Source organism: Stenotrophomonas sp. PD6 (genome assembly GCF_049199305.1).
Lineage (GTDB): Bacteria > Pseudomonadota > Gammaproteobacteria > Xanthomonadales > Xanthomonadaceae > Stenotrophomonas.
The window spans coordinates 43,586-67,792 of record NZ_JBLZQD010000008.1 but is presented as its reverse complement, the minus strand read 5'-3'; the positions used below and the strand labels follow the sequence as shown (position 1 = coordinate 67,792).

Sequence of the window (24,207 nt, the reverse complement as noted above, 5' to 3'; positions counted from 1 at the left end):
ACACAGGCCTTGTAGAACGGCCGACACGCCCCGGTCAAGTTACCGATCCCCAATGTTGGCGCCATCGGTGGGTGAGGTGAGGTGGACCAGACTGGCCCCCGTCCGTACCGCCGAGAACCGCCATGCCGCGTCATCCTGCACCGGCACTTGCCGTCGCGCTGCTGCTGGGCGGCTGCGCCACCTACCAGCCAGACGCCCTGAATCCGGCCGCAGTAGCGCCTACTGCCTTGCCTGCCGCCAGCCACGGGCAACCGCTGCCGGCGGTGTTGAGCATCCCCCGCATTGGCCGGTTGGCCATCGAGAACAATCCCGAGCTGCGGGCGGCGCGCGCCGAGCATGGCATCGCGGCCGCCCAGCTCGAGGCCGCGGCGGCGCTGCCCAATCCCGTGCTGTCGGCGAGCTACGCCGGGGTCGTGAGTGGGCCGGGTGCGCTGCCCGCGATCGCCCTCGGCCTGGGGCAGGACATCAAGGCGCTGATTCTGCGGCCGGCGAAGATGGCCTCGGCGAAGGCCCAGGTCGAGCAGGTGGATGCCGGCATCCTGTGGCAGGAATGGCAGACGGCGACCAAGGCCGAGTTGACCGCGCTGGAGATGGTCACCGCGCAACGGCAGCTTCCCTATGCCCGGCAGACATCCGCCCTGTGGGACGAGCGCACCGCACGCAGCCGGCGCGCGCTGGCGGCCGGCGATATCACGCAGTCGGCGTACGTCATTGAGAGCCAGCTTGCCGCCGACGCGGGCGCGCAGCTGTCTGCGTTGGAGGTGGTGCAGTTGACGCGGCAGCAGGAACTGGCGGGGCTGCTGGGCCTGGAGAGCGGCGTGCGGCTCAACGTCGCCTATCCGGAGAACATCCAGCCCGCCGACCCGGCGGTGGTCCGGTCGAGGCAGCAGCATCTGGTCGACTTTCGGCCCGACCTGCTCGCCCTGCGCGCCGGATACCAGGCGCAGGAGCAGCGGGTCCGCGAATCGGTGCTCGCCCAGTTTCCGGCGATGACACTCGGCGGCAACGCGGGGCGCGATACGGGAAACGTGAAGACAGCGGGGCTGGATATTTCCATGGAGCTTCCCCTGTTCAATCACAACCAGTCGGGCATCAGCCTCGAACAGGCCACGCGCGCCAAGCTCAAGGCCGAGTTCGATGCGCGTCTGATCGCGGCCACCAACGAGGTGTCCGCGCTGTTGGATCAACAGCAGCTGCTGGTGCGCCAGCAGCACCGCGTGTCGGCGCAGGTGGAGCAGGCCAGGCCGCTGCTGCCACGTCTGCAGCAGGCGCTCGCCCGCCAGGACGTCGAAGGCCGGACCTATCTCGACGCGGTGATGGCCCAGAACGCCCGGGAGCAGGAACTGATCGGCATCACCTCGAACATCGCGGCCCAGAACCTGGCCATCCAGACCCTGGCCGGTCTGGGCATGCCGGCCATGTCCGGTAATGAAGATTCATCCGCGCAGCCTGCAGGAGAGCAGCCATGAAGCATTACATCACCCTGCTGGTTGCGTCCCTGGCGCTGGCTGCGTGCACGCAGGCACCGGTGGACCCAACACCGCCTGCCGTGCGGGTGGCGCAGGTGCCGGCCCAATGGCGCGAGGTCGACCGTCAGATCATCGCGTACGGAACGGCGATGCCGTCCGCCGGCGGTGCCTACACCGTGAGCCGGGCCGTGGATGGCCAGGTGGTGGCGGTGACGGTGGTACCCGGCGAACGCGTCACGCGCGGGCAGGCGCTGCTGGTGTTCGAGCTCTCTGCCGCGGCAAAGGGCGCGCTCGATCAGGCCGCAGCCGCACGGACGGCCGCGAGCAGGGAGCAGGGGCGGGTCAATCGACTGCTGGCCGATCAGCTGGCATCGCAGGATCAGAAGGCGCAGGCGGACAAGGCGGTACAGGACGCGGCGGCGGCCGTGCGCACCGCATCGGCCGATGCTGGCGGCGGTGTGCGCCAGCAGATCGTGGCGCCCTTCGACGGCATCGTGGCGACCGTGCCGGCGTCGCCCGGCCTGCGGGTTTCCGCGGGTACCGCACTGGTCACTCTGGCACGGCAAGATGCGTTGATCGTGCAGGCCGGTGTCGAACCGGCCGAGCGCGGCAGGATCGAGGTCGGGCAGGCCGTCGAGCTGGCGGCGCTGGATGGAAGCGGCCACCTGCGTGGCACCGTGACGCATGCGGGGCAGGCGATCAACGACGTTACCCGGCTGGTCGACGTCGACGTGAGTGCGTCCGGCCCGCTGTTGAAAGGCCAGGCCTACCAGGCCACCGTCCTGGCAGGGCGCGTCGCCGGCTGGCAGGTGCCTGCTGAAGCCGTCCAGGAGGATGCGGATGGCCCGTACCTGTTCCAGACCAAGGGCAACCACGCCATACGCGTGAGCGTGAGCCGTGCCGCGGTTCTGCCGGAGGGACGTGTGCTCGTGACCGGCGCCCTGGACGGCAAGCGGCCGGTGGTGACCGCGGGTGCGTATCAGCTCTCGGATGGGGCGACGGTGCGTACGGAGGAGGCACGATGAGCTTCACCGCACTGGTTGACCGCCATGCCAAGGCCATCATGGCCATTGCCGCCGCGCTGGTGCTGGCCGGTGCCGTGATCGCGGCAGGCATCCCGGTGAGTCTGTTTCCGCAGGTTCCGTTTCCGCGCGTCGTTGTCGATCTGTCCTCGGGCGATCGTCCGGCGGCCCAGACCGTGCTTGCAGTCACCAAGCCGGCGGAAGAAGCGCTGCGTGCGATTCCCGGCGTGCACGCGGTCCGTTCGAACTCCTCGCGCGGATCGGCACAGATTTCGGTGGACTTCGGCTGGGGGCGCGACATGGTCGCATCGACCCTGCTGGTGGACGCCGCGCTCGCACAGACCCTGCCTTCGCTGCCCGCCGGTACCGGCTACGAAGTGCGGCGGATGGACCCCACGGTGTTTCCGATCATTTCCTACGCACTGAGTTCCCACCAGGTATCGCAGTCGCGCCTGCGCGATCTGGCCGCGCTGGATCTCGCCCCCCGGCTCGCGTCGATCGCCGGCATTTCCCGGGTCGCCGTGCAGGGTGGGGAGGTGCGGGAGATCCAGGTCGAGGCGGATGTTCATCGCCTGGCCGGCATGAGCCTGTCGCTGGATGATCTGGCCACCGCCGTGGCATCCGTGGCCGACATCAAGGCGGTTGGCCGCGTGCAGGACAGGAGCCGGCTTTCGCTGGTGATCGCACGTACCGATCTGCAGACCATGGAGCAGCTGCGCCAGACGGTGGTGCGCGCCGGCAGCGATGGCGTCGTGCGGCTCAGCGCGGTGGCCCACGTGGGCTACGGCCACGCACCGAACTGGATCAACGTGGCCGAAGACGGGCACCCGGCGGTGCTGTTGAACGTCTACCAGCAGCCCGATGGCAATGCGGTGGCGATCGCGGCACAGGTCCGCGACACGCTCGGCGCGGCACCGCTTCCCGGTGACGTGAAGCTGATCAGCTGGTATGACCAGAGCCAGCTGGTGTCGGATTCACAGGCCAGTGTCCGCGATGCGGTGGCCATCGGCCTGCTGCTGGCCGGACTGGTTCTGTTTGCCTTTCTCAGGAACCTGCGGATCGTGATCGTGGCGCTGATCGTGGTGCCGTCGGTCATTGCGGTCACGGCGCTGGTGCTCGGCCTGCTCGGCATGACCTTCAACATCATGACCCTGGGCGGCATTGCCGCGGCGGTCGGGTTGGTCATCGACGATGTCATCGTGGTGGTCGAGCACATTGCGCGGCGTGCCGGTGCTGGCGGTGGCGCCAAGGAAGTACTTCCCGCCACGCGGGAGTTCCTGCGCCCGCTGACCGGGTCCAGCCTGGCGACCATCGTGGTGTTCGTCCCCTTGAGTTTCCTGGGGGGCGTCACCGGTGAATTCTCGCGGGCGTTGTCGATCACCATGGCTTCGGCGCTGGTGCTCTCCTACCTGTTCGCCGCCTTCGTCGTGCCGCTGCTGGCGCGACGGTTCATCGACTTCGGCCGTTGGCAGGACCCTGGCCATGGCAGATCCACTTGGCTGTCGCGCACGCACGCGCGCGTACTGACGGCGGGGCTGGAGCGGCCGCGCCGCGTGCTGTTGGGCGTGATACCGCTGCTGGTGCTGGGCGTAGTGGCATGGACGCAGGTACCCAGCGGCTTCATGCCCAAGGTGGATGAGGGCGGATTCGTTCTGGACTTCCGCACGCCCCCCGGCACGGCGCTGACTGAAACGGAGCGCCAGCTGCATCAGCTGGATGCGCTGCTGAGATCACAGCCCGAGGTCGAGACGTTCTCGCGTCGTACCGGCACGGGATTGGGCGGCGATCTGGGTGAGCCCCACCATGGCGACTACTTCGTCCGCCTGAGGACGGATCATCAGCGCAGTACCGAGGCGGTGATGGCGGCAGTCCGCAGCCGCGCTGCCGCGGAGATCCCCGGCCTGGAAGTGGAGTCGGCGCAGCTGATGGAGGATCTGATCGGTGATCTCACCGCGGTGCCGCAGCCGATCGAAGTCAGGCTGTACGCCCAGGATCCTGCGGTGCTGCCGGCCCAGGCGAAGAAGGTCGCCGACATCGTCGCCGCGCTGCCCGGCCTGGTCGAGGTCAAGAACGGCATCAATCCCGCCGGCGACGGTCTGGATGTCCAGCTGGACCCGGTCCGCGTGGCGATGGAATCGGTGCGTCCGGCGGACGTGACGCGCGCGCTGGACACGGCCATCACGGGCGTGGTCGCCGCCCGGCTGCCTGCGCGCGGAACACTGCTGGATGTGCGGGTGCGCTCGGTCGGGGCGGCGGCGCTCACCCATGAGGGTCTGGCGGCGCTGCCGATCCGCGCGCCCGATGGGCATGTGTTTCCGCTGTCGCGGGTGGCCAGCATCCATGCGGTCAGTGGCGAGCCCGAGATCGGGCGCGATGACCTGCAGCCGATGATCGCCGTCACGGCGCGTCTGGAAGGGCAGGGACTCGGTGCCGCCGCGGCATCGGTCAAGGCGGCGCTGGATGCGCCGGGTGCGCTGTCGCCCGGCGTGAGATACGCCATGGGCGGGCTGTACGAACAGCAGCAACAGGCCTTCCTGGGCTTGATTGAAGTGTTCGTGGCCGCCTTCATTGCCGAGCTCATCCTGTTGATGCTGCTCTACGAATCGGTGTGGACTGCACTCGCCGTCGTGGTGGTCTCCGCACTGTCGACCACGGCCGTATTCACCGCGCTCTGGGTCACGGGCGTGGAACTGAACATCACGGCGTTGATGGGCATGACCATGGTGGTCGGCATCTCCACCGAGATGGCGATCTTCCTCGTCAGCGAATACCAGTTGCTGGCGACGCGGATGCCGTCCCGCCAGGCGGTGATGGAGGCGGCCGGCAACCGGCTGCGTCCGATTACCATGACCACCCTGGCGGCCATCCTGACCCTGTTGCCGCTGGCGATGGCGTTGGGCAGGGGAGCGGGCATTCAACAACCCCTGGCCATATCGATCATCGCCGGGCTGGCGTTGCAGTACGTCCTGGTGCTGCTGTTGCTACCCGCCGTGCTGATGCTGCTGCCCGATGGCGCGCCCCGCGGCGGGCGCGAAGTCCACGCTGGCGCGGGTGCCCGCCTGCGGCGATGAGGTGATCTCGAACGACCAGCCGAAATGCGTGCAGATGCGCGAGATCAGGCCCAGCCCGATGCCCGCGGTGCCGGTGTACCCGCTGCGGATGATCCGGGCATGCAGCGCGGCCATTTCCGCGTCGGTCATGCCATGCCCGCTGTCCTCGACAACGACCGTGGTGGGCCCGCCGGCATGGATGCGGACGCAGCCCCGGTCGCTGTTCTCGATGGCGTTGCGCAGCAGGTTGCCGATGAGGGTGCGCAGGATCTGCGGCGGGGCCGAGACCATCAGCCCCGCATCGATCTCCAGCAGCAGCGTCAGTTCCTTGTCCTTGGCGATGAAGGCGTAGTCGGCCACGATCGCGGGAAGCTCGTGCGCCACGTCGACGGGCTGCAGGTCGCGCAGGGCGCGCTCGGGTTCCCGTGCCAGCGTGAGCAGCAACTCGGCCAGGTCCTCCATTCCCTTCGCCGACTGCTCCGCCCGCAGCAGGTGCGGGCGCAGGGCCGGCGTGACATCGGGATGGCTGAGCGCCACCTCCATCGAGCCCCGGATCACGGCGATGGGCGAGCGCAATTCGTGGCTGGCGAGATGGATGAAGGTACGCTCGCGCTCCGCGACGTCCGTGCCGCCCGTTGGGTGGGGCGGCAAGGGGCGGATGGCGGGCGAGTGCGACGTCATGGGGCGCATCGCGCGACCGGCACTCCGGTAGACCAGCAGCGCGAGCAGGGTGACCACCACCAGTACGGACGCCGTTGGCGAGCCGTGCGCCACGATCACCGACGCAACAGCGGCGGTGAAGAGCGCCGCGCCGACCGCGAGTGATCGCGCCACGTTGCGGCTAGCCATGCGCGTGTTCTCCGACCAGGCGATAGCCCCGCTTGCTGATGGTCTGCAGCATTCGCGGCGCACCGGGAAGGTCCAGTCTGCGGCGCAATTCGTAAACATGCGTGCGCAGCATGTCCTTGTCAGGCACGTCGTCACCCCAGATCGCAAACTCCAGGCGCTCCCTCGGCACGACGTGGGGGCTCTCCCGCATCAGGACCTCCAGGATGGCACGACTGCCGCTGTACAGCTTGAGCTCCCTGCCGTCCCGCGTGATCTCCTGGGTAAGCAGATTGAAGGTCAGGCCGCCGACGCGCAGCACCTGCTTGCGGCCAAGGCGTCTGAAGGAGAGCGCGACGATGCGGGCCTGAAGTTCCTCCATCGAGAAAGGCTTGGCCAGGTAGTCGTCCGCGCCGGCGCCGAAGCCGGCAAGTCTGCTTTCCAGCTGGTCACGTGCAGTCAGCATCAGGACCGGAACGTCCTCGCCACGCGCGCGCAGCCGCTGCAGTACTTCGATCCCATCCATGCGCGGCAGCATCCAGTCCAGAACGATCACGTCGTAGTTGCCCGTCGATGCCAGCGTCAGGCCCGACGGGCCATCCGGCGCCGCGTCCAGTACGAAGGCGGGGCCATCCAGAAACGCAAAGATGCTGGCCAGCAATGCCGGGTTGTCTTCGACGAACAGTGCGCGAACGCTCTGATGTAAATCTGACATTCATCACTCCCATCTGATGCGACTGGGCTGAAGCTACCGAAGCATGCGGAAGCCACCCGGCAGCGCGAGTGCGTGCAGCCACCAAGACTGTCATGCTGCTGCGAGGCGCACCACAGCAGATGACGTTAGTGGCCGGGCGGGCGGGTCAATGACCGGCCTCTACTGCGTGAGGCCAGCGAGCTTTTCCAGGGCCTCTTCGAACAGGAATGCATCCAGATCATGGCGGGCCGCGTCGAAGACGGCTTGCCATTGCGTGCCACGGGCTAGCTCGGCCAGATCAGCCATCAGCGGCAGGGCGTCGGCATCACTCTGCGCAAGCAGCGTCTTCAGGCGCTCGAGCTCGGCCCGGGGCAAGCTGGCCTGCAGCGCGCTACCCACTGCAACCCCGGCGGATTCGGCCGGCTCCCCGGCAAACGCCTGCAGGCCCTCCAGCACCACGCGCAGCTCGTGCTCCACGGCCGCGATCAGCGGCTCCATGTCTGCATGCGCCTCGGCGTCCGCACACGCGCGCTCCAGCTCGGCCGCCGCACGCCGTACGGCATCCGCGCCGATGGTGCCGGCGGTGCCTTTCAAGGTATGTGCCATTCGCATGCCAAGCGGTGGGTCCGCGGGCCAGCTGCGGCGGAACGCGCTGGCGAAGTCGAGGTTGCCACGGCTGAAACTGCCCAACAGGCGGCGGTAGAGCGACAGATTGCCCATCGTACCGGCCAGTCCAGCCTGGGCGTCTATACCCGGCAGCCCCTCCAGGTCGACAGGCGTGGTGTCGACATGGACTTCCGCCTTGCGTGCTGCGGTCGGTGCCGTCGCCGCCGCGGAGGCGCAGAGCCACTTCGCAATCGTCGCGAACATGGGGCCGATCTGCAGCGGCTTGGCGATATGGTCATTCATGCCCGCGGCCATGACCTTCTCGCGGTCTCCGGACATGGCATTGGCGGTCATCGCCAGGATGGGCAGGTCGACCAGGCCCAGGGTGCGCCGGATTTCCCGTGTGGCGGTGTAGCCGTCCATCACGGGCATCTGGCAGTCCATCAACACCCCGTCGAAGTGGGCATCGCGCGCCAGCAGGTCGACCGCCTGCTGGCCGTTCTCTGCCAATACCACTTCCATGCCGGCCTGTGTCAGCAGCTCCATGGCCAGTTCCTGGTTCAGTTCGTTGTCTTCCACCAGCAGCACCCGCAGCCCGGTCAGCTGTGCGAACGCGTCGGCGTGCGCCACCGCGCGCTCGCTGGCGCGTGTTTCCACCAGGGTGCCGAGATCGAGCGCCGAGCCCACCGCTTCCAGCAGCGTCGACGGAGTCACCGGTTTTGTCAGCAGCGCGCTTAGTGAGACGTCGCGCGCGCGCGCGTCGCTCAGTGCGTCCTCCCGACCATAGGCGGTCACCATGATCACCGCTGGCGAGCGCGGGCCGTGCTGCGCCTGCGCCTTCTGCATGGTCTGCATGCCGTCCATGCCGGGCATCTTCCAGTCCATGAGCACCAGGTCATAGGGCGCCGATGCGTCACAGGCCTGGTCGATCGCACGCAGCGCATGGGCGCCATCCACCTCCAGGTCCACTTCCAGTCCGAACGAGCGGGCCATGGACGACAGGATCTCGCGCGCGGCGGCATTGTCGTCCACCACCAGCACCCGCACCCCCACCAGCTCGTCGGCACGGAACATCCGGCGGCTGTAGGCGCCCTCGCGCACGCCAAACTGCGCTTCAAAGTGGAACGTGGAGCCTGCGCCGACCGCGCTCTCCACCCAGATCCTGCCGCCCATCGCCTCGACCAGGCTCTTGCTGATGACCAGGCCAAGGCCGGTGCCACCGTATTTGCGGGTCGTGGAGGCATCTGCCTGGATGAAGCTCTGGAACAGGCGGCTGCATTGTTCCGGGTCCATGCCGATGCCGCTGTCACGCACCCAGAAGTGCAGCGTGGTGGCGTGCTCGTTGCCGGCCAGCGTCTCCACGCCGATCACCACTTCGCCCTCGTGGGTGAACTTGAGGGCGTTGTTGCCCAGGTTGATCAACACCTGGGCCAGGCGGAGCGGGTCGCCCACCAGTGTGCCGGGGGCGGCGTCTGGAATCTGGAAGAGCAGTTCAAGACCCTTCCCCTCGGCACCCACGCCGAGCAGGTTCGCGAGCTGGTCGAAGACGTCCTCCAGCCGGAACTCCGTCTGCTCCAGCGCCAGCTTGCCGGCCTCGATCTTCGAGAAGTCCAGGATGTCATTGATGATCTGCAGCAGGTGGTCGGCGGCGCGGTTGACCTTTTCGAGGTAGCCGCGCTGGCGGGAGGTCAGCTCGGTCTGCAGTGCAAGGTGTGACATGCCGATGATGGCGTTCATGGGCGTGCGGATTTCATGGCTCATGTTGGCCAGGAAGTCGCTCTTGGCCTGGGTGGCCTCCAGCGCCGCTGCAGTCGCCTTCTCGAGCGCGTGCTCGGTGGCCTTGTGGCCGGAAATGTCCTGGTTCACGCCGTACATGTAGCGCGGCGCCTGGGTCGTCTCATCGCGCACCAGTCTGCCAGCCGAGCGCAGCCAGATGGTGGCGCCATCATTGGGGCGGCGGTAGGGGTAGGTGGCCTCGTAGTGTGCGTAACGCCCTTCGATCGCACCAAGGAACCGCTCGCTCACGCTGGCCGCCGCGGCGGGATCGGCTGCAACCACGCGGTCCAGCCACTCGCGTTGCAGGTCGTATCGCCCGTCTTCGCGGAGGACTTCGCCGAAGATCTCCGCCGCCCGGGGCGACGCGTAGTACTTCTCGGCGTCGGTGAAATCGATGTGCCAGTACGCGCTGTCGGTGAGCTGCATGGCGACGTCGGAAAGGAAGTTGATCCGGCGCAGCTCCTGCTCGGAGCGCTTGCGCTCGGTGATGTTCTCGAACGCCACCGCTACCCCGCCGCTGGCCCGGACCCCGATGGGGATGGCGCTTGCGCTCAGCCAGGTGAGCCCCCCGGAGGGACCGGGAATGCCCATCTCGATGGCATGCGTTGCCTTTCCGGTGCGCAGCGCAATGCTGGCCGGGTAGTCGGTCGGCTTCATCGGGGTCAGGTCCGCGTGGACGACCTGCCAGCCCAGCAGGTCGCGGGTGCGCAGCCCCTCCATGCTGGTGCCGGTCAGCCGCAGGGCGACATCATTGGCCTCGACCACCCGTCCGCGTGCGTCGAACAGCATGGCACCCACCGGCAATGCGTCGAACAGCGCCATCAGGCGCAGCCGGTGCGCGGCCACCTGACGCTCGGCTTCGTTGCGCAGGCTGACATCGCGGACGGTGGCGCAGATAGTGGCCCCGCGCCGGCCAATGGCGGGCAGCGTCGACAAGGCGACTTCCACCGGAAACAGGGCGCCGGACTGATGCCGGCCGTGCAGCTCCCGATTGCCCATTGCCATCGGGCGCGTACCGCCCTCGGCAACGAACGCCTCGCGCAGCTGGACGTGTCCGTCCCGGTGTTGCAGCGGGAGCAGCATCTCCACCTTCTGCCCGATCAGCGCCTCGCGCGGGTAGCCGAACAGATGCTCCACCTGCTCGTTCGCCAGCAGGATCACACCGTCTGCATCGGCCACCAGAAGGCCATCCGGCGCCGATTCAATGATGCTTCGGAACCATGCCTGGGTATCCCGCAGGTCCTGCAGGTCCTGCGCGTGCGTCGTGTCCACGGTGACCTCCTGCAGGAAAAATCAGGGTTCGTCCGCGTCCGTTCCGATCGCGTCGTGCATGCGAACGGCCTCGCGCAGGGCGTCACGCTCGCCATCGGCGAAGCGCTGTGCCACCTGGTGGAACTGCGCATCGATGGCCAGGAAGGCGTCGACCACGTCGGGGTCGAAGTGCGTGGTGCGTCCCTGGGCAATGATCGCGGCGGCGGCCTCGTGGGGCATGCCGGGCTTGTAGACGCGCCGGCTGATCAGCGCGTCGTAGACGTCGGCGAGCGCCATCAGTCGCGCGGGAATCGGAATGTCATCGCCGGCGATGCCCTGCGGGTAGCCCGAGCCGTCCCATTTCTCATGGTGCCCGTAGGCGATCTCCTGCGCGACCTGGAGAAACTGTCCGTCCTCATCGCCCAGGTCCGCGAGCGCGCGCTCGATGGCGTCGTGGCCGATGCGTGGGTGGTCCTTGATGACCTCGAACTCTTCTGCGGTGAGCTTTCCCGGTTTCAGCAGCACATGGTCGGGGATGCCGACCTTGCCGATGTCGTGCAACGGCGCAGACTTGAACAGGGTGTCGATGTTGGCCGGGGTGCAGAAGTCTCGGAACCGGGGGTGGTCGCGGAGCTGCTCGGCCAGTAGTTTTACGTAGGACTGGGTGCGCCGGATGTGGTTGCCGGTCTCATTGTCACGCGTCTCGGCCAGTGAGGCCATGGCGCGGATGGTGACGTCCTGGATGGCACTGAGCTGGCGCGTCCGCCGCGCCACTTCACGGTTGAGGAACTCGTTCCGGTACTGCATGAAGTCGCGCATCATCTTCAGCTGCAGGTGATTGCGCACGCGGGCCAGGGCAATGGAGGGGCTGATCGGCTTGGTGATGTAGTCCACCGCGCCCAGGTCCAGGCCCCTGCGCTCGTCGTCCACCCCCGCCAGCGCGGTCAGGAAGATCACGGGGATATCGCGCGTGGCCTTGTCCGCCTGCAGCTGCTGCATCACCTGGTAGCCATCCATGCCGGGCATCATGATGTCCAGCAGGATCAGGTCGGGCTGTGGGTCGGCCGCCGCGATCTGGAGCCCGCGCTGCCCGTTGGGGGCCAGTTTCACCTGGTACTCCTCCCGGAGCAGCTCGCTCATCAGGGAGAGGTTTTCGGGCGTGTCATCGACGACCAGGATGCAGGGTTTCAATTCGACCGCATTCATACCGTGGCTCCCCATGGGGCAGGCTCGATCGGCGAAAAATCGGAAGTTTCCCTTACGGCGTCTTTCTGTTCCGGCATCCTACAGCGCCGTGCCGCCTGGGCGGAAGGGGCTGGGCCGGCCAGGCTCCCCTTGCCGTTTCTGGCGTCTGGAAAACTTTAGGAGGGGGTGCCGGAGACATTCAGCGTCGGTTCTAGTCGTAATGCCATTCTCGGGGTGTAGCCCTTGGCTGCGTCAATCGGTCCCACCACGCAACGCGTGTGGCTTTACCCAGTCTGTAACAGGAAGAAGAATGAACGTCCGCGAACTTCTGCAATCCAAGAAAGACTCCGTCGTCACCATCGACGTGGAAGACACCATCGGCGCTGCGGCGCATAAGATGAGCGCGCACAAGATCGCCGCACTGGTCGTGATGAAGGACGATGTGCCGGTCAGGATCATTTCGGAAAAGGACATCGTGCGCAGCCTCGCCGATGACGGTCCGCAGGCGGGCAGGCGGGTGATCGCCACGCTTCCCTCGGCCGGGCTGGAAGGCATCTCGCCCGACGCCACCCTGAAGCAGGCCATGGCGCTGATGACCTACTCGCGCCACCGCCACCTCATGGTGACCGAAGGCAACCGGCTGGTGGGCATCCTGAGCCTGGGCGACATGGTCAAGAGCCTGCTCAGCGAACTGGAGCTGGAGAAGGCGGTGCTTCAAGACATCTACATGGCGGCGCACTGAAACATCACGTAGAGCGGGGCTCTGCCCCGCTGTGCGTACAAGCTGAGGGCAGCGGCACATAGCCCGGCTCTATGAATGCTTGATCCGTTGCCGCGATTTTGGATGGGTGTCGCACACTGAGCGTAGCGCTGCTTCCGCGTCGAGGAGATCATCTTGGGAAAGCTCCTGCTCACCGGGCAGTAGAAACCAGCCTTTTACGCAGCGGAGGTCTCTCAGTGCGATCTGAACGTGGCTGTCCCGATGGAAGCCAGAGCGAGGCGCTATCTCGGGGCCCTGTCGAAACGCGCCGCGTACGGCTTGAAAGTACTCAGAACCAAACGTGTCCAGGAAGTTGGAGTGAATGAACTGAAACACCGCTCGATCCAAGCCGCGCAGGAGAACTTCCTTGTCGCCAGGATCTACCGGGACGTTCATTGGAATGCCCTCGCCACTGCGAAGTTTGGATGCTTGAAAGTGTAGATAGGCGTTCTCGAACTCCAGGCGACCGGCCTTGGTGGTCATGTCCAGGCACCGTTGAACACTGAAGACACAGCCAACCACTGCTGGAGTTGCAATAGGCCTTGCTGTAAGTCGGCGCAACGGTGCGCTGGCAGCTGATTGGGCGAATGCCAAGGCTCTCTCTTCATCGCCCTCGAAGAGATAAAAGCCTGATCCGAGCCAGTCGTATTGGTTGTTGCTCGCGGTGGGCTCCAACCTGCCGGAAACCAGGCCGTCCCTTACAGTGACATCGCAGCCGTGATAGCCGATCTGAAGATGCCCGTGACTCATCTGTAGCAGCGCTTCAGCTTGCCCGATCGCGTCAGCAGACCGGCTTTGCGCATGACGACGAGTGCCTCCTCCGGCGTCATGTCGTACATTCTCCGAATCCGCTCCTCGTCGCTCAGGGTGAACAACTCGGCGATCGTCATCGGGACGCGCCGGCCGTGCATCTTCCGGGAGGTAGACTTCTGCTTGCTCGACGTTGAGATGGCCATGACTGCAGCCTACCAATGTCCAGTGGTGGGTCTTTGCACCTCGTCTGCCAGGAGCGGTACGGCGACATCCTTGACGGCGCTGAATATGCAGAAAACGCCGGAAAAAGGCCGAATTCAGTGAATATTGTGCGGCTGAAAAGAAGCGATGGATTGCCTGTCGTGAATAGCAGTGACGGACGATGTGCATCTACCTCCCGCCGCCCGGTGCAATGCCTCCGGAGTGGATGTCGAGGTTCGCGAGGTCGCCAACCAGCAGTCGATATGCATCGTGCTGTGCGAGCTCCATAGGTTGCCGAAGTACCCACGACGGATGCACCGTCGCAAAGCCGCGCGTGCCATCCTCCAGCGTGTGCCACTGGCCGCGATCGCGGGACAGGTTGAAGCCGCTGCCGAATACGGCCCGCGCCGCGCTGGCGCCCAGGCAGACGATCACCTTCGGTCGGACCTGTTCAATCTCGGCCATCAGCCACGGACGACAGGCGTTGATGTGGGTGACCTGCGGTTTGGAATGGATGCGCTTCTTGCCGCGCCGTTCGTAGCGGAAGTGCTTCACCGCGTTGGTCAGGTACAGCGCGCTGCGATCAATGCCCAGTTCCTGCAGTGCGCGGTTCAACAGCTGCCCGGCCGGCCCGACGAACGGATGGCCGCTCAGGTCCTCGGCATCACCGGGTTGCTCGCCAACCAGCATCACCTGCGCATCGCGGGGGCCTTCGCCGAACACGGTCTGGGTGGCCGGCTCCCATAGCGGGCAATCGCGGCAGCCGGCGGCGGCGGTACGCAGTTCATCCAGCGAATCGCCATTGGCCGTGGCAGGCGCGCGCACCGGGATGTGCCGTTCGGGAATCCGCCGCTGCGGCGCCTGTGCCTCGCGGTCGTGCATTTCCTGCACGCGGTCACCCGCATCGCGCACCAGCGTGGGCAGCAGGCTCGCCTCCGGCAGGTGCTTCCAGTACTTGGCCGGCATCTCCTGCTGCATCATCCGCGTGTTGAGCCGGGCCGGGTTGAAGATGTTGGCGTAGTAAGTGCGCCACAGCTCCTCGCGGGCATCGTCGCGTGGCGCATCCTCCTGGCGTGCGCCGGGACCGAAGGCCAGTGCTTGGCCGTCCCACTGCACGCTGCGTGCGGGCGTCAAGATCGCCCAGCGCATGCCGGCGAAGCGGCGCGCGAAGAACGGGGCGACGCGGTCCACGATGTGGTGGTCGGGCTCGAACCAGGCGATGAACGCATCGTGTTCGCCCGGCACTTCGCGGAAGCGCACGAATGCCTTCATCTTGTGGCTGTCGCGGCGCACCGCCTGGGCCAGCGCCATCGCGCGCAGCACGTCCGGGTCGGCCGGATTGGTCAGCAGGCCGCGCTCGCCGTGGACGATCCGCCACAGCATGCGGTACAGCAGCGCGTGCCGCTGTGGATCGCGGTGGCACAGGCAGGTGGCCGCCAGCTCGACGAACGCGCCGGGCACAGGAATGGCAGCACCTTCGCCTGCCGGCGTGGGCAGGCTGCCCAGCGCCGGCGCGTCCAGCAGCGAGCCTTCGCCGTCCTGCAGCCAGTCGAGCTGATCCGGCGCAACACGATGCTGCAGCGCCAGCCGTGCGGCCCCACGCCACGCCTGCACCGACCATGATGGATCGACCCTCACACTCCAGCGGCTCATGCGGCGGCGTCGGGAAACAGCGATGCCTGACGCGGCGGCGGTGCCAGACGTGCGCGCAGTGCGGTCGGGTCGTCCAGTGCGCGGCGTGGATGGTGGTCGGCCAGCTGCACGAACGGGAGCAGCTTGCTCATCGGCGCGCGCAGGCGGGCCACGTCGGCCACGCGCAGGCGTCCGTGGCGGCGGGCCATCAGCACGCGCTTGACGTTGCGCACGCCCAACCCCGGGACGCGCAGCAGCATCTCCTTCGAGGCCACGTTGAGGTCCACCGGGAAGCGCTCGGGATGGCGGATCGCCCAGGCCAGCTTCGGGTCGATGTCCAGGTCGAGCATGCCGTTCTGCGTGGTGTCGGTGATTTCCTCCACGCCATAACCATAGAAGCGCAGCAGCCAGTCGGCCTGGTATAGCCGGTGCTCGCGCGCCAGCGGCGGTGCCTGTACCGGCAGCAGGCGGCTGGCATCCGGAATCGGGCTGAAGGCGGAGTAGTACACCCGGCGCATGCGGTAGTTGCCGTACAACGCATCGGCGGCACCGAGGATCTGCTGGTCGCTGGCGCCGTCGGCGCCCACGATCATCTGCGTGCTCTGCCCGGCCGGCGCGAAGCGTGGCGCGCGGGCGCGACCGGCACGCTTGACCGGCAGGCCCGGTGTGGTTGCCGCCACCGTGGCGGGCTTGGCTTCGCTGGCGGCCCTGGCCTCCTTCGCCTCCTCGATGCGCCAGCGCAGTTCGCCCATCGCGCCGCGGATCGACGGCATCGACTTCTCCGGTGCGAAGCTGGACAGGCCTTCTTCGGTGGGCAGCTCGATGTTGATCGACAGCCGGTCGGCGTAGCGACCGGCCGCCGCCAATAGTTCCGGTGAGGCCTCGGGAATGGTCTTGAGATGGATGTAGCCGGCGAAGCGGTGCACTTCGCGCAGCTGGCGTGCAACGTCCACCATCCGCTCCATGGTGTAGTCGGCGTTGCGGATGATGCCGCTGGAAAGGAACAGGCCTTCGATGTAGTTGCGCTTGTAGAAGTCCATGGTCAACGCGACCACTTCGCCCACCGAGAACCGCGCGCGCGGCACGTTGCTGGAGACCCGGTTCACGCAGTACGCGCAGTCGTAGATGCAGAAGTTGGTGAGCAGGATCTTCAGCAATGACACGCAGCGGCCGTCGGGCGTGTAGCTGTGGCAGATGCCGGCGCCCTCCGTGCTTCCGATGCCGCCGGAGGCGCGCGAGTCGCGCTTGCCCGCACCACTGGAGGCGCAGGACGCATCGTATTTGGCGGCATCGGCCAGGATCGCCAGTTTGCGTATCGTCTCCATGCGGAAACGGTAGGGGCAGCCAGTCTCACGTTGTGAGACTGGGTAGGGGGGTGGCTGAAGTGTTCAGGGATGCGGTGCGGAGTGCAGCCACCCATGGGGTGGCTCTACCCGGGGTTGTCGGTCAGGTCTCGAAGATGACCTTCACCGAATCGGCGCTGTAGTTCGCCGGGCCGTGGTAGACGACCTCGATGTTGTTGCCGTCCGGATCGATCGCGAAGGCGGCGTAGTAGCCCGGGTGGTACGGCCGTTCGCCGGGCGCGCCGTTGTCCTTGCCACCCGCGGCCAGGGCCGCGGTGTGGAACGCATCCACGGTGGCGCGGTCGCGGGCCTGGAAGGCCAGGTGATGGCGGCCGGTGAGTTCGCCGGCGGCGGCCTCGCTGTCGGCGGTGGAGATGAACAGCTCGTCGGCCCAGAAGTACGTATCGCCTTCGCCGGCGATCGGGATGCCGAGGGTGTCGAACACGGCCTGGTAGAAGCGGCGGCTGGCGGCCAGGTCGCGTACCACCAGCTGCAGGTGGTCGATCAGGCGGCCGCGGTGCAGTTCCATGGTGTCCATGCGGGTTCCTGCGCTTGAGGAAAGCGCAGGTATACCACCGGGCGGTTAAGGATCAGGCAATGGGCGTGTTGGAGATGATCTCCACCCAGTACCCGTCCGGATCCTTGATGAAGGCCAGGTGCTTCATGCGGCCGTCTTCCAGGCGCTTCTGGTACGGCACCTTCAGGTCATCGAAGCGCTTGCAGGCGGCCTGGATGTCCGGCACCGACACGCAGATGTGGCCGAAACCGCGCGGGTCCTGGTTGCCGTCGTGGTACACGCGGCCTTCCTGTGTTTCGGTGCCGTGGTTGTGGGTGAGCTCCAGCACGCCCGGAAGGCCCGCCATCCACACACGGCGCGCGTCGTCGCCTTCGGGGATCGGCGTGCCGGCCGGCAGCAGGGCCAGGAAGTACAGGCTGAATTGGGCCTCGGGGAAATCGCGCTGGTCGAGCAGGCGGAAACCGAGCACGCGGGTGTAGAAGTCCAGCGAGGCGGCCGCATCCTTGACCCGCAGCATGGTGTGGTTGAACACGAAACCGCTGGTTTCGGCGGGCGGCTGGGCGGCAACGCCCGGCTGGGACTGCAGGGAGGCAAGGCTCATGGGGGATCCTGTGGAGGGCCGCGCAACGCGGCTGGCCGTTCATTTTAGCGGCGCGGCGGCAAGGGGACGTAGAATGCTGCATCTTCCTGGCTCGTCGTCGACATGTCGCAGCGTGAATGGGTGGCCGCCGCCATCCGCAAGATCGAAGCCGATTTCAACCGTTCGGCCGATACCCACCTCATTCCGATGGATCTGCCGGGGCACCCGGGCATCGAGCTGTACTTCAAGGACGAGTCCAGCCATCCCACCGGCAGCCTCAAGCACCGCCTGGCACGGTCGCTGTTCCTGTACGCGCTGGCCAACGGCTGGCTGCGCGAGGGGCGCCCGGTGATCGAGGCCTCCAGTGGCTCGACCGCCGTGTCCGAGGCCTATTTCGCGCGCCTGCTGGGACTGCCGTTCATCGCGGTGATGCCGGCCACCACCTCGCCGGAGAAGATCGCGGCGATCGAGTTTCACGGTGGCCGCTGCCATCTGGTCGAACGCGCCTGCGACCTCAACTGCGATTCGGAGAAGCTGGCCCGGGAAACCGGCGGCCACTTCATGGACCAGTTCACCTATGCCGAGCGGGCCACCGATTGGCGTGCCAACAACAACATCGCCGAGTCCATCTTCAAGCAGATGGCCGAAGAGCCGCACCCGGTGCCCGAGTGGATCGTATGCAGTCCCGGCACCGGCGGTACCGCCGCCACGCTGGGCCGCTACGTCAGCTATCGCCGGCACGACACCCGCATCCTGTGCGCGGACCCGGAAGTGTCGGTGTTCTATGACGGGTATTGCGCGGCGCTGGCCGGTGAACCCTGGCGTGAACTGACCTGCGCGGGCGGTTCGCGGGTGGAGGGCATCGGCCGGCCACGGGTGGAATCCAGTTTCATCCCGACCAGCGTGGACGCGATGGTGAAGGTGCCCGACGCGCTGAGCCTGGCGGCGATGCGCCACGTCAGCCGCCAGCTGGGCCGCCGCGTGGGCGGATCCACCGGCACCAATTTCATCGGCGTGCTGTACGCCGCCGAACGCATGCGCGCGGCGGGCCGCAGCGGCTCGATCGTGACGATCCTGTGTGACAGCGGCGAGCGCTATGCGCACAGCTACTACAACCCCGAGTGGTATCCGCGCCAGGGCATCGACGTGGACCAGGCCGACGCGGTGATCGCCGCGGCCGTGGCCGGGCAGGGCCTGCCGGCACTGCCCGGCGCCGCGCTGGAAACGCTGTACTGATCAGCGCAGACGGGTGAACGGCCACGAACCCGTGGCCGGCGGGGCTTGTGCCGGGCCGGATCGGATGCCATATCGTGGCCAATGCCGCCGTATCGGCCCCGCTGTCTGGAGACCCCCTGTGACCCCTGCCAATCCCCTGCTCGATTTTTCCGGTCTGCCCCGTTTCGACGCGATCCAGCCCGAGCACATCGGCCCGGCCATCGACACGTTGCTGGCGCGGGCCGAGGCGGCGGTGACCGCCGCCGAAACCGTGCAGCCGGTCAGCTGGGCCAGCTTCGTCGAACCGCTGGACGATGCCACCGAACGCCTGTGGCGCGCCTGGGGCCAGGTGGGCCATCTGCAGGGCGTGGTCAACACCCCGGCACTGCGCGAGGCCTTCAACGCCAACCTGCCGAAGGTGACCCGCTTCGGCAGCGCGCTGGGCCAGAACCTGGCGCTGTTCGAGCAGTACCGCGCGCTGGCGGCCACGCCCGAAGCGGCGCAGTACGATCCGGCCCGCCGCAAGGTACTGGACAACGCGCTGCGTGATTTCCGCCTCGGCGGTGCCGAACTGGACGACGCGGGCAAGGCCCGTTACAGCGCCATCCGCGAAGAACTCTCGGCCCTGTCGGCCACCTTCTCGCAGAATGTGCTGGATGCCACCGATGCGTGGTCGCTGCACGTCGAAGACCGAAGCGAGCTGGCCGGCCTGCCCGACGATGTGGTGGCCGCCGCGCGCGCCGCCGCCGAAAAGGACGGCCTGCCGGGGTGGAAGCTGACCCTGCAGATGCCGTGCTACCTGCCGGTGCAGACCTACGCCGAACACCGCCCGCTGCGCGAAGCGCTGTACCGCGCCAACGCGCTGCGCGCCTCCGAATTCGGCGATGCCAAGCTCGACAACAGCGCGCACATCGACCGCATCCTGGCGCTGCGCGCCGAGCTGGCTGCGCTGCTGGGCTTTGCCAACTACGCCGAATACTCCATCGCCACCAAGATGGCCGAGGATGCGCCGCAGGTGCTGTGCTTCCTGCGCGACCTGGCCGCGCGCGCCAAGCCGTACGCGCAGCGCGACCGGGCCGAGCTGGACGCGTTTGCGCGCGACGAGCTGGGCCTGCCTGCGCTGGACGCGTGGGACCTGGCGTTTGCGTCCGAAAAACTGAAGCAGGCGCGTTACAGCTATTCCGAGCAGGACGTGAAGCAGTACTTCACCGAGCCGAAGGTGCTGGAGGGTCTGTTCAGCGTGATCCATCGCCTGTACGGCCTGCAGGTGCAGCCCGACCAGGCGCCGGTGTGGCACCCGGATGTGCGCTTCTTCCGCCTGGTCGATGCGCAGGGCGCGCTGGTCGGCCAGTTCTACCTCGACCTGTATGCGCGCGAAGGCAAGCGTGGCGGCGCGTGGATGGACGATTGCCGCAACCGCCGCGAGACCGCGCAGGGCGTGCAGACCCCGCTGGTGTACCTGGTGTGCAACTTCGGCAAGGGCGCCGATGGCAAGGTCTCGACCTTCAGCCACAACGAAGTGACCACGCTGTTCCACGAAATGGGCCACGGCCTGCACCAGCTGCTGACCCGCATCGGCGAGCTCGGCGTGGCCGGCATCAACGGCGTGGAATGGGACGCGGTGGAGCTGCCCAGCCAGTTCATGGAGAACTTCTGCTGGGAGTGGGACCGCGTGCAGGCGATGACCGCCCATGTGGACAGCGGCGAGGCGCTGCCGCGCGCGCTGTTCGACCGCATGCTGGCCGCGCGCAATTTCCAGAGCGGCATGTTCACCGTGCGCCAGCTGGAATTCGCGCTGTTCGACATGCAGCTGCACAGCAGTTTCGATCCCGTGCAGGACAGCGTGCTGCAGTTGCTTGAACGCGTACGCGATGAAGTGGCGGTCAATCGCCCGCCGGAATGGAACCGCTTCCCGCACCAGTTCAGCCACATCTTCGCCGGCGGCTATGCGGCGGGGTATTACAGCTACAAGTGGGCCGAAGTACTCAGTGCCGACGCGTATGCGGCGTTCGAGGAAGCGCCGGAGCAGGTAGCGGAGACCGGCAGGCGCTTCCGCGACGAGGTGCTGTCGCGCGGCGGCAGCCGGAGTGCGGCGGAGAACTTTGCCGCGTTCCGTGGGCGCGCACCTAGCGTGGACGCGTTGTTGCGCCACAACGGGATGAACGGTTGATGTGACGCGTACGCACCAACGGTGCGTACCTACCGCGGTAGGAATCGACCGTTGGTCGCTTCGCGCTATTCGGCGTAAATCATCGTGCGGCTCATGCCGCCGTCCACCACATGGTCCTGTCCGGTGATGAAGCCGGACAGGTCCGAGAGCAGGAACACGGCCAGCGCGCCGATATCCTCCGGCTGACCGACACGGCCCACCGCATGCTGCGCGTGATCGCGCCGCGACAGCTTCGGCATGCGCCGCCGCGCCGGGGCCTGCCACGCGTCGGTGGTGATCCAGCCGGGGCTGATGCTGTTGACCCGCACGCCGGGCCCGCTGCTGATCGCCAGTGCATGGGTGAATGCCACCAGGCCGCCCTTGGCGGCCGCATAGGCCTCGCTGTCCGGCTCGGACTGCCAGGCGCGGGTGGAGGCGATGTTGAGGATCGCACCGCCGGTCTTGTCGGCCGCCTGCGCGCGCAGCGCCGGCAGCGCGTGCTTGCTGCACAGGAACGCCCCGTGCAGGCTGGACAGGCGGCGCTGCCATTCGGCCAGCGTCATGTCCGCCAACGGAGTGCCGTGCGCGCTGGCGATGCCGGCGTTGTTGACCAGCCCGTCGATGCGGCCGAAGCGCTTGAGCGTGGCCTTCACCAGCGCCTGCACGCTGCGTTCGCTGGCCACGTCCGCGCGCTGGAATGCCGCGCGCTCGGGCAGCGCCCATTCCTTCAGGCAGGCACGGCCGGCATCGGCGTCCAGGTCGGCGATCATCACGCGGCCGCCGGCGCCCAGCACCGCCTGTGCGATCCCGCGGCCCACGCCCTGCGCGCCGCCGGTGACGATCACCACGCGGTCGCGCAGCGGCTGTGCCGGCCAGTCGGCGACGGACGGGGTCAGTGGCACTTCGGGGTGTCCTTGCGCCCGAGCAGGCGCGTCCAGCCTTCCACGCCCAGCTTGTCCAGGGTTTCGATGTTGCGCTCGACGATCACGTCCGGATCGGGGAAGGCGGCCACCGCGCGTTCCACGCTGTCTTCGCGCAGCAGGTGCAGGGTGGGGTAGGGCGCGCGGTTGGTGTAGTTGCTCACGTCGTCCGGGGCGACGCCGGCGAACTGGTACTGCGGGTGGAAGCTGGCAACCTGCAGGATGCCCTGCAGGTCCAGCGCCTCGATCGCCGCGTCGGCGTTGTCGAGGAAATCGTTGTAGTCCAGGAAGTCGGTGAGGACCTCCGGATGCACGATCAGGGTGGTGTCGATCTGCTCGGCCGGCGCATCGCGCAGCAGCACCAGTTCCTCGGCAAGCTGTTCCACCAGCGCCTCGGGCGTGGTGGCATCGCTGAGCACGAAGCGCACCTGGTCCTTGACGTACACCGCCTTGGCGAACGGGCACAGGTTCAGGCCGATCACGATCTGCTCCAGCCAGCGCTTCGTTTCAGCGATCGGGTCGCTGCCGTCCGGAGCGCTGTCGGCGGGGAGGGGCGTGTCATTCATGGCGGGCGATATCGCGGGCTGGGTTGTCCATTGTAAGGGCGGGGGCGGCGCGGGATGTCGCACGCCCGGCGGGCGTCCACCCGACGCGCACTGTTCAGTAACTGGACACTGGATCGGGGGAAAAGAACCCGATTTTCAATGACATGCGGTGCTTCATCCGACGGCGGATAGCCAGCGCGTGCCAGTGGGTATCCAATGCGGGGGTGAACCTGGAAAGGAGCCCGCAATGACTGCAACACCGAACTTCCTGCCCGCCGAGCTGTGGTCGGGCCATCTCTTCACCGGCCAGTGGCAGCCCGGCGCCAGCGCGCAGGACGTCACCGAGCCGGCCACCGGCAACACCTTGGGCCGCATCGCGATGACCGACCCGGCCGGCATTGCCGCCGCCGCCGCGACCGCTGCCGAGGCGCAGCGCGCGTGGGCCACCGCGCCGTACGACACGCGCGCGCAGGTGCTGCGGCGTGCCGCGCAACTGGCCGAGCAGTTCAACGACGAGATCGTCGAATGGCTGGTCCGCGAAAGCGGCTCGACCCGCCTCAAGGCCGGCTTCGAGGCCAAGGTCAACGCCAAGGCGCTGCATGAAGCCGCCGCGCTGCCGTCACGCAGCATCGGTGAAGTGCTGCCCTCCGAACCGGGCCGGCTCAATCTGGCACGGCGCCGCCCGCTGGGCGTGGTCGGGGTGATCGCACCGTTCAATTTCCCGCTCTACCTGGCGATGCGCGCGGTGGCGCCCGCGCTGGCACTGGGCAATGCGGTGGTGCTCAAGCCCGACCCGCGCACCGCCGTGTGCGGCGGCTTCGTGATCGCGCGGCTGTTCGAGCTGGCCGGGCTGCCGGCCGGCGTGCTGCACGTGCTGCCGGGGGACGGCGCCGCCGGCGCGGCCCTGACCAGCGACCCGAACATCGCCATGATCCAGTTCACCGGCTCTACGGCAGCCGGGCGCAAGGTGGGTGAAGCCGCAGGCCGGCACCTGAAGAAGGTGTCGCTGGAACTGGGCGGGAAGAACTCGCTGATCGTGCTCGATGATGCGGATATCGACCTGGCCATCGCCAACACGGCGTGGGGCGTCTACCTGCACCAGGGCCAGATCTGCATGGCCACCGGCCGGGTGCTGGTGCAGCGTGGCATCCATGCGCGCTTCCTGGAGAAGCTGGTCGCCAAGGCCAATGCGCTGAAGGTTGGCGACCCGACCAACGCCGACGTGGCCATTGGTCCGCTGATCAACGCACAGCAGCGCGACCACGCCGCGCGCATCGTGGCGGACGCGCAGGCGGCCGGCGCCACCCTGTCTGCCGGCGGAAGCTACAAAGACCTGTTCTTCGAGCCCACCGTGCTCAGCGATGTGGACCGCGACAACCCCGCCTTCAACGAAGAGATCTTCGCGCCGGTCGCGGTGGTGGTGCCGTTCGATACCGATGACGAGGCGGTGGAACTGGCCAACGACAGCGAATACGGCCTGTCCATGGCCATCGTGTCCAGCAACGTCGGGCGCGCACTGAAACTCGGCGAACGCCTGCGTACCGGGCTGCTGCACATCAACGACCAGACGGTGAACGACGAGGTGATCAACCCGTTCGGCGGCGTCGGTGCGTCCGGCAACGGCACCAGCATCGGCGGGCCGTCCAACATCGACGAGTTCACCCAGTGGCAGTGGATGACGGTCAAGGGCGAAGCGCCCGCCTATCCGATCTGA

At 67.3% G+C, this 24,207-nt stretch carries 18 protein-coding genes; 7 read left to right on the top strand and 11 right to left on the bottom strand.

The window, feature by feature from the left end:
• Positions 1-122 precede the first annotated feature (122 nt).
• The 3 genes from ACOZHM_RS12715 to ACOZHM_RS12705 are packed head-to-tail and all read left to right on the top strand — an operon-like array spanning position 123 to position 5,562.
• Complete coding sequence (locus tag ACOZHM_RS12715; protein ID WP_421569686.1) at positions 123-1,469, top strand: TolC family protein; 1,347 nt, start codon at positions 123-125, stop codon at positions 1,467-1,469.
• On the top strand, positions 1,466-2,494 hold the full coding sequence (locus ACOZHM_RS12710) for an efflux RND transporter periplasmic adaptor subunit (protein ID WP_421569685.1): 1,029 nt from the start codon (positions 1,466-1,468) through the stop codon (positions 2,492-2,494). The genes ACOZHM_RS12715 and ACOZHM_RS12710 overlap by 4 nt, the downstream gene beginning before the upstream one ends.
• Positions 2,491-5,562, top strand: a complete 3,072-nt coding sequence (locus ACOZHM_RS12705; protein WP_421569684.1) for an efflux RND transporter permease subunit — start codon at positions 2,491-2,493, stop codon at positions 5,560-5,562. The genes ACOZHM_RS12710 and ACOZHM_RS12705 overlap by 4 nt, the downstream gene beginning before the upstream one ends.
• Here ACOZHM_RS12705 and ACOZHM_RS12700 read toward each other — a convergent pair.
• The 4 genes from ACOZHM_RS12700 to ACOZHM_RS12685 form a co-directional block, all read right to left on the bottom strand.
• Positions 5,473-6,390 (bottom strand): sensor histidine kinase, encoded by a 918-nt coding sequence (locus ACOZHM_RS12700; protein WP_421569683.1) that lies wholly within the window; start codon positions 6,388-6,390, stop codon positions 5,473-5,475. The genes ACOZHM_RS12705 and ACOZHM_RS12700 overlap by 90 nt on opposite strands.
• Positions 6,383-7,081 carry a response regulator transcription factor gene (locus tag ACOZHM_RS12695; protein WP_421569682.1) on the bottom strand — a complete coding sequence of 233 codons (699 nt, stop codon included), beginning with the start codon at positions 7,079-7,081 and terminating at the stop codon, positions 6,383-6,385. The genes ACOZHM_RS12700 and ACOZHM_RS12695 overlap by 8 nt, the downstream gene beginning before the upstream one ends.
• Positions 7,082-7,240: 159 nt before the next feature.
• Positions 7,241-10,714, bottom strand: a complete 3,474-nt coding sequence (locus ACOZHM_RS12690) for a response regulator (protein WP_421569681.1) — start codon at positions 10,712-10,714, stop codon at positions 7,241-7,243.
• 21 nt (positions 10,715-10,735) lie between these two features.
• Positions 10,736-11,899 (bottom strand): response regulator, encoded by a 1,164-nt coding sequence (locus ACOZHM_RS12685; RefSeq protein WP_421569680.1) that lies wholly within the window; start codon positions 11,897-11,899, stop codon positions 10,736-10,738.
• A 289-nt stretch (positions 11,900-12,188) separates the two neighbouring features.
• On the opposite strand from ACOZHM_RS12685, the gene ACOZHM_RS12680 reads away from it, so the two are divergent.
• Positions 12,189-12,620, top strand: a complete 432-nt coding sequence (locus tag ACOZHM_RS12680) for a CBS domain-containing protein (protein ID WP_421569679.1) — start codon at positions 12,189-12,191, stop codon at positions 12,618-12,620.
• 69 nt (positions 12,621-12,689) lie between these two features.
• On the opposite strand, the gene ACOZHM_RS12675 is transcribed toward ACOZHM_RS12680, so the two are convergent.
• The 5 genes from ACOZHM_RS12675 to gloA all read right to left on the bottom strand — a co-directional run bounded on the left by ACOZHM_RS12675 (position 12,690) and on the right by gloA (position 17,685).
• Positions 12,690-13,781 carry a hypothetical protein gene (locus tag ACOZHM_RS12675; protein ID WP_421569678.1) on the bottom strand — a complete coding sequence of 364 codons (1,092 nt, stop codon included), beginning with the start codon at positions 13,779-13,781 and terminating at the stop codon, positions 12,690-12,692.
• Positions 13,782-15,245, bottom strand: coding sequence for a UdgX family uracil-DNA binding protein (locus tag ACOZHM_RS12670; protein WP_421569677.1), 1,464 nt, complete (start codon positions 15,243-15,245; stop codon positions 13,782-13,784).
• A complete protein-coding gene (locus tag ACOZHM_RS12665) occupies positions 15,242-16,549 on the bottom strand; it encodes a putative DNA modification/repair radical SAM protein (protein WP_421569676.1) in 1,308 nt (435 codons plus the stop codon). The genes ACOZHM_RS12670 and ACOZHM_RS12665 overlap by 4 nt, the downstream gene beginning before the upstream one ends.
• Positions 16,550-16,670: 121 nt before the next feature.
• The gene (locus ACOZHM_RS12660; protein WP_421569675.1) at positions 16,671-17,105 is read right to left on the bottom strand and encodes a VOC family protein; all 435 of its coding nucleotides are present in this window, start codon (positions 17,103-17,105) and stop codon (positions 16,671-16,673) included.
• Positions 17,106-17,157: 52 nt separating this feature from the next.
• Entirely contained in the window at positions 17,158-17,685 is a 528-nt protein-coding gene (gloA, locus tag ACOZHM_RS12655; protein WP_421569674.1) for a lactoylglutathione lyase, read from the bottom strand.
• A gap of 102 nt (positions 17,686-17,787) precedes the next feature.
• Here gloA and ACOZHM_RS12650 point away from each other — a divergent pair, with 102 nt between their 5' ends.
• Both ACOZHM_RS12650 and ACOZHM_RS12645 read left to right on the top strand, forming a co-directional pair.
• On the top strand, positions 17,788-18,900 hold the full coding sequence (locus ACOZHM_RS12650) for a PLP-dependent cysteine synthase family protein (RefSeq protein WP_421569673.1): 1,113 nt from the start codon (positions 17,788-17,790) through the stop codon (positions 18,898-18,900).
• A gap of 118 nt (positions 18,901-19,018) precedes the next feature.
• Positions 19,019-21,049, top strand: a complete 2,031-nt coding sequence (locus ACOZHM_RS12645) for a M3 family metallopeptidase (protein ID WP_421569672.1) — start codon at positions 19,019-19,021, stop codon at positions 21,047-21,049.
• 65 nt (positions 21,050-21,114) lie between these two features.
• Here ACOZHM_RS12645 and ACOZHM_RS12640 read toward each other — a convergent pair whose 3' ends face one another.
• Together ACOZHM_RS12640 and ACOZHM_RS12635 are read right to left on the bottom strand one after the other, a co-directional pair.
• The gene (locus tag ACOZHM_RS12640) at positions 21,115-21,930 is read right to left on the bottom strand and encodes an SDR family oxidoreductase (protein ID WP_421569671.1); all 816 of its coding nucleotides are present in this window, start codon (positions 21,928-21,930) and stop codon (positions 21,115-21,117) included.
• Complete coding sequence (locus ACOZHM_RS12635) at positions 21,921-22,514, bottom strand: DUF1415 domain-containing protein (RefSeq protein ID WP_421569670.1); 594 nt, start codon at positions 22,512-22,514, stop codon at positions 21,921-21,923. The genes ACOZHM_RS12640 and ACOZHM_RS12635 overlap by 10 nt, the downstream gene beginning before the upstream one ends.
• Before the next feature lie 226 nt (positions 22,515-22,740).
• Between ACOZHM_RS12635 and ACOZHM_RS12630 the strand changes: the two genes are divergently transcribed.
• Positions 22,741-24,207 carry a benzaldehyde dehydrogenase gene (locus ACOZHM_RS12630; protein WP_421569669.1) on the top strand — a complete coding sequence of 489 codons (1,467 nt, stop codon included), beginning with the start codon at positions 22,741-22,743 and terminating at the stop codon, positions 24,205-24,207.

Bases quoted from the DNA above. Each gene is read 5' to 3' on its own strand.
- ACOZHM_RS12685 (WP_421569680.1), bottom strand. From the start codon at position 11,899: ATGAATGCGGTCGAATTGAAACCCTGCATCCTGGTCGTCGATGACACG.
- ACOZHM_RS12665 (WP_421569676.1), bottom strand. From the start codon at position 16,549: ATGGAGACGATACGCAAACTGGCGATCCTGGCCGATGCCGCCAAATAC.
- ACOZHM_RS12705 (WP_421569684.1), top strand. From the start codon at position 2,491: ATGAGCTTCACCGCACTGGTTGACCGCCATGCCAAGGCCATCATGGCC.
- gloA (WP_421569674.1), bottom strand. From the start codon at position 17,685: ATGAGCCTTGCCTCCCTGCAGTCCCAGCCGGGCGTTGCCGCCCAGCCG.
- ACOZHM_RS12630 (WP_421569669.1), top strand. From the start codon at position 22,741: ATGACTGCAACACCGAACTTCCTGCCCGCCGAGCTGTGGTCGGGCCAT.
- ACOZHM_RS12660 (WP_421569675.1), bottom strand. From the start codon at position 17,105: ATGGACACCATGGAACTGCACCGCGGCCGCCTGATCGACCACCTGCAG.
- ACOZHM_RS12670 (WP_421569677.1), bottom strand. From the start codon at position 15,245: ATGAGCCGCTGGAGTGTGAGGGTCGATCCATCATGGTCGGTGCAGGCG.
- ACOZHM_RS12715 (WP_421569686.1), top strand. From the start codon at position 123: ATGCCGCGTCATCCTGCACCGGCACTTGCCGTCGCGCTGCTGCTGGGC.
- ACOZHM_RS12695 (WP_421569682.1), bottom strand. From the start codon at position 7,081: ATGTCAGATTTACATCAGAGCGTTCGCGCACTGTTCGTCGAAGACAAC.
- ACOZHM_RS12680 (WP_421569679.1), top strand. From the start codon at position 12,189: ATGAACGTCCGCGAACTTCTGCAATCCAAGAAAGACTCCGTCGTCACC.
- ACOZHM_RS12635 (WP_421569670.1), bottom strand. From the start codon at position 22,514: ATGAATGACACGCCCCTCCCCGCCGACAGCGCTCCGGACGGCAGCGAC.
- ACOZHM_RS12675 (WP_421569678.1), bottom strand. From the start codon at position 13,781: ATGCACATCGTCCGTCACTGCTATTCACGACAGGCAATCCATCGCTTC.
- ACOZHM_RS12700 (WP_421569683.1), bottom strand. From the start codon at position 6,390: ATGGCTAGCCGCAACGTGGCGCGATCACTCGCGGTCGGCGCGGCGCTC.
- ACOZHM_RS12650 (WP_421569673.1), top strand. From the start codon at position 17,788: ATGTCGCAGCGTGAATGGGTGGCCGCCGCCATCCGCAAGATCGAAGCC.
- ACOZHM_RS12710 (WP_421569685.1), top strand. From the start codon at position 1,466: ATGAAGCATTACATCACCCTGCTGGTTGCGTCCCTGGCGCTGGCTGCG.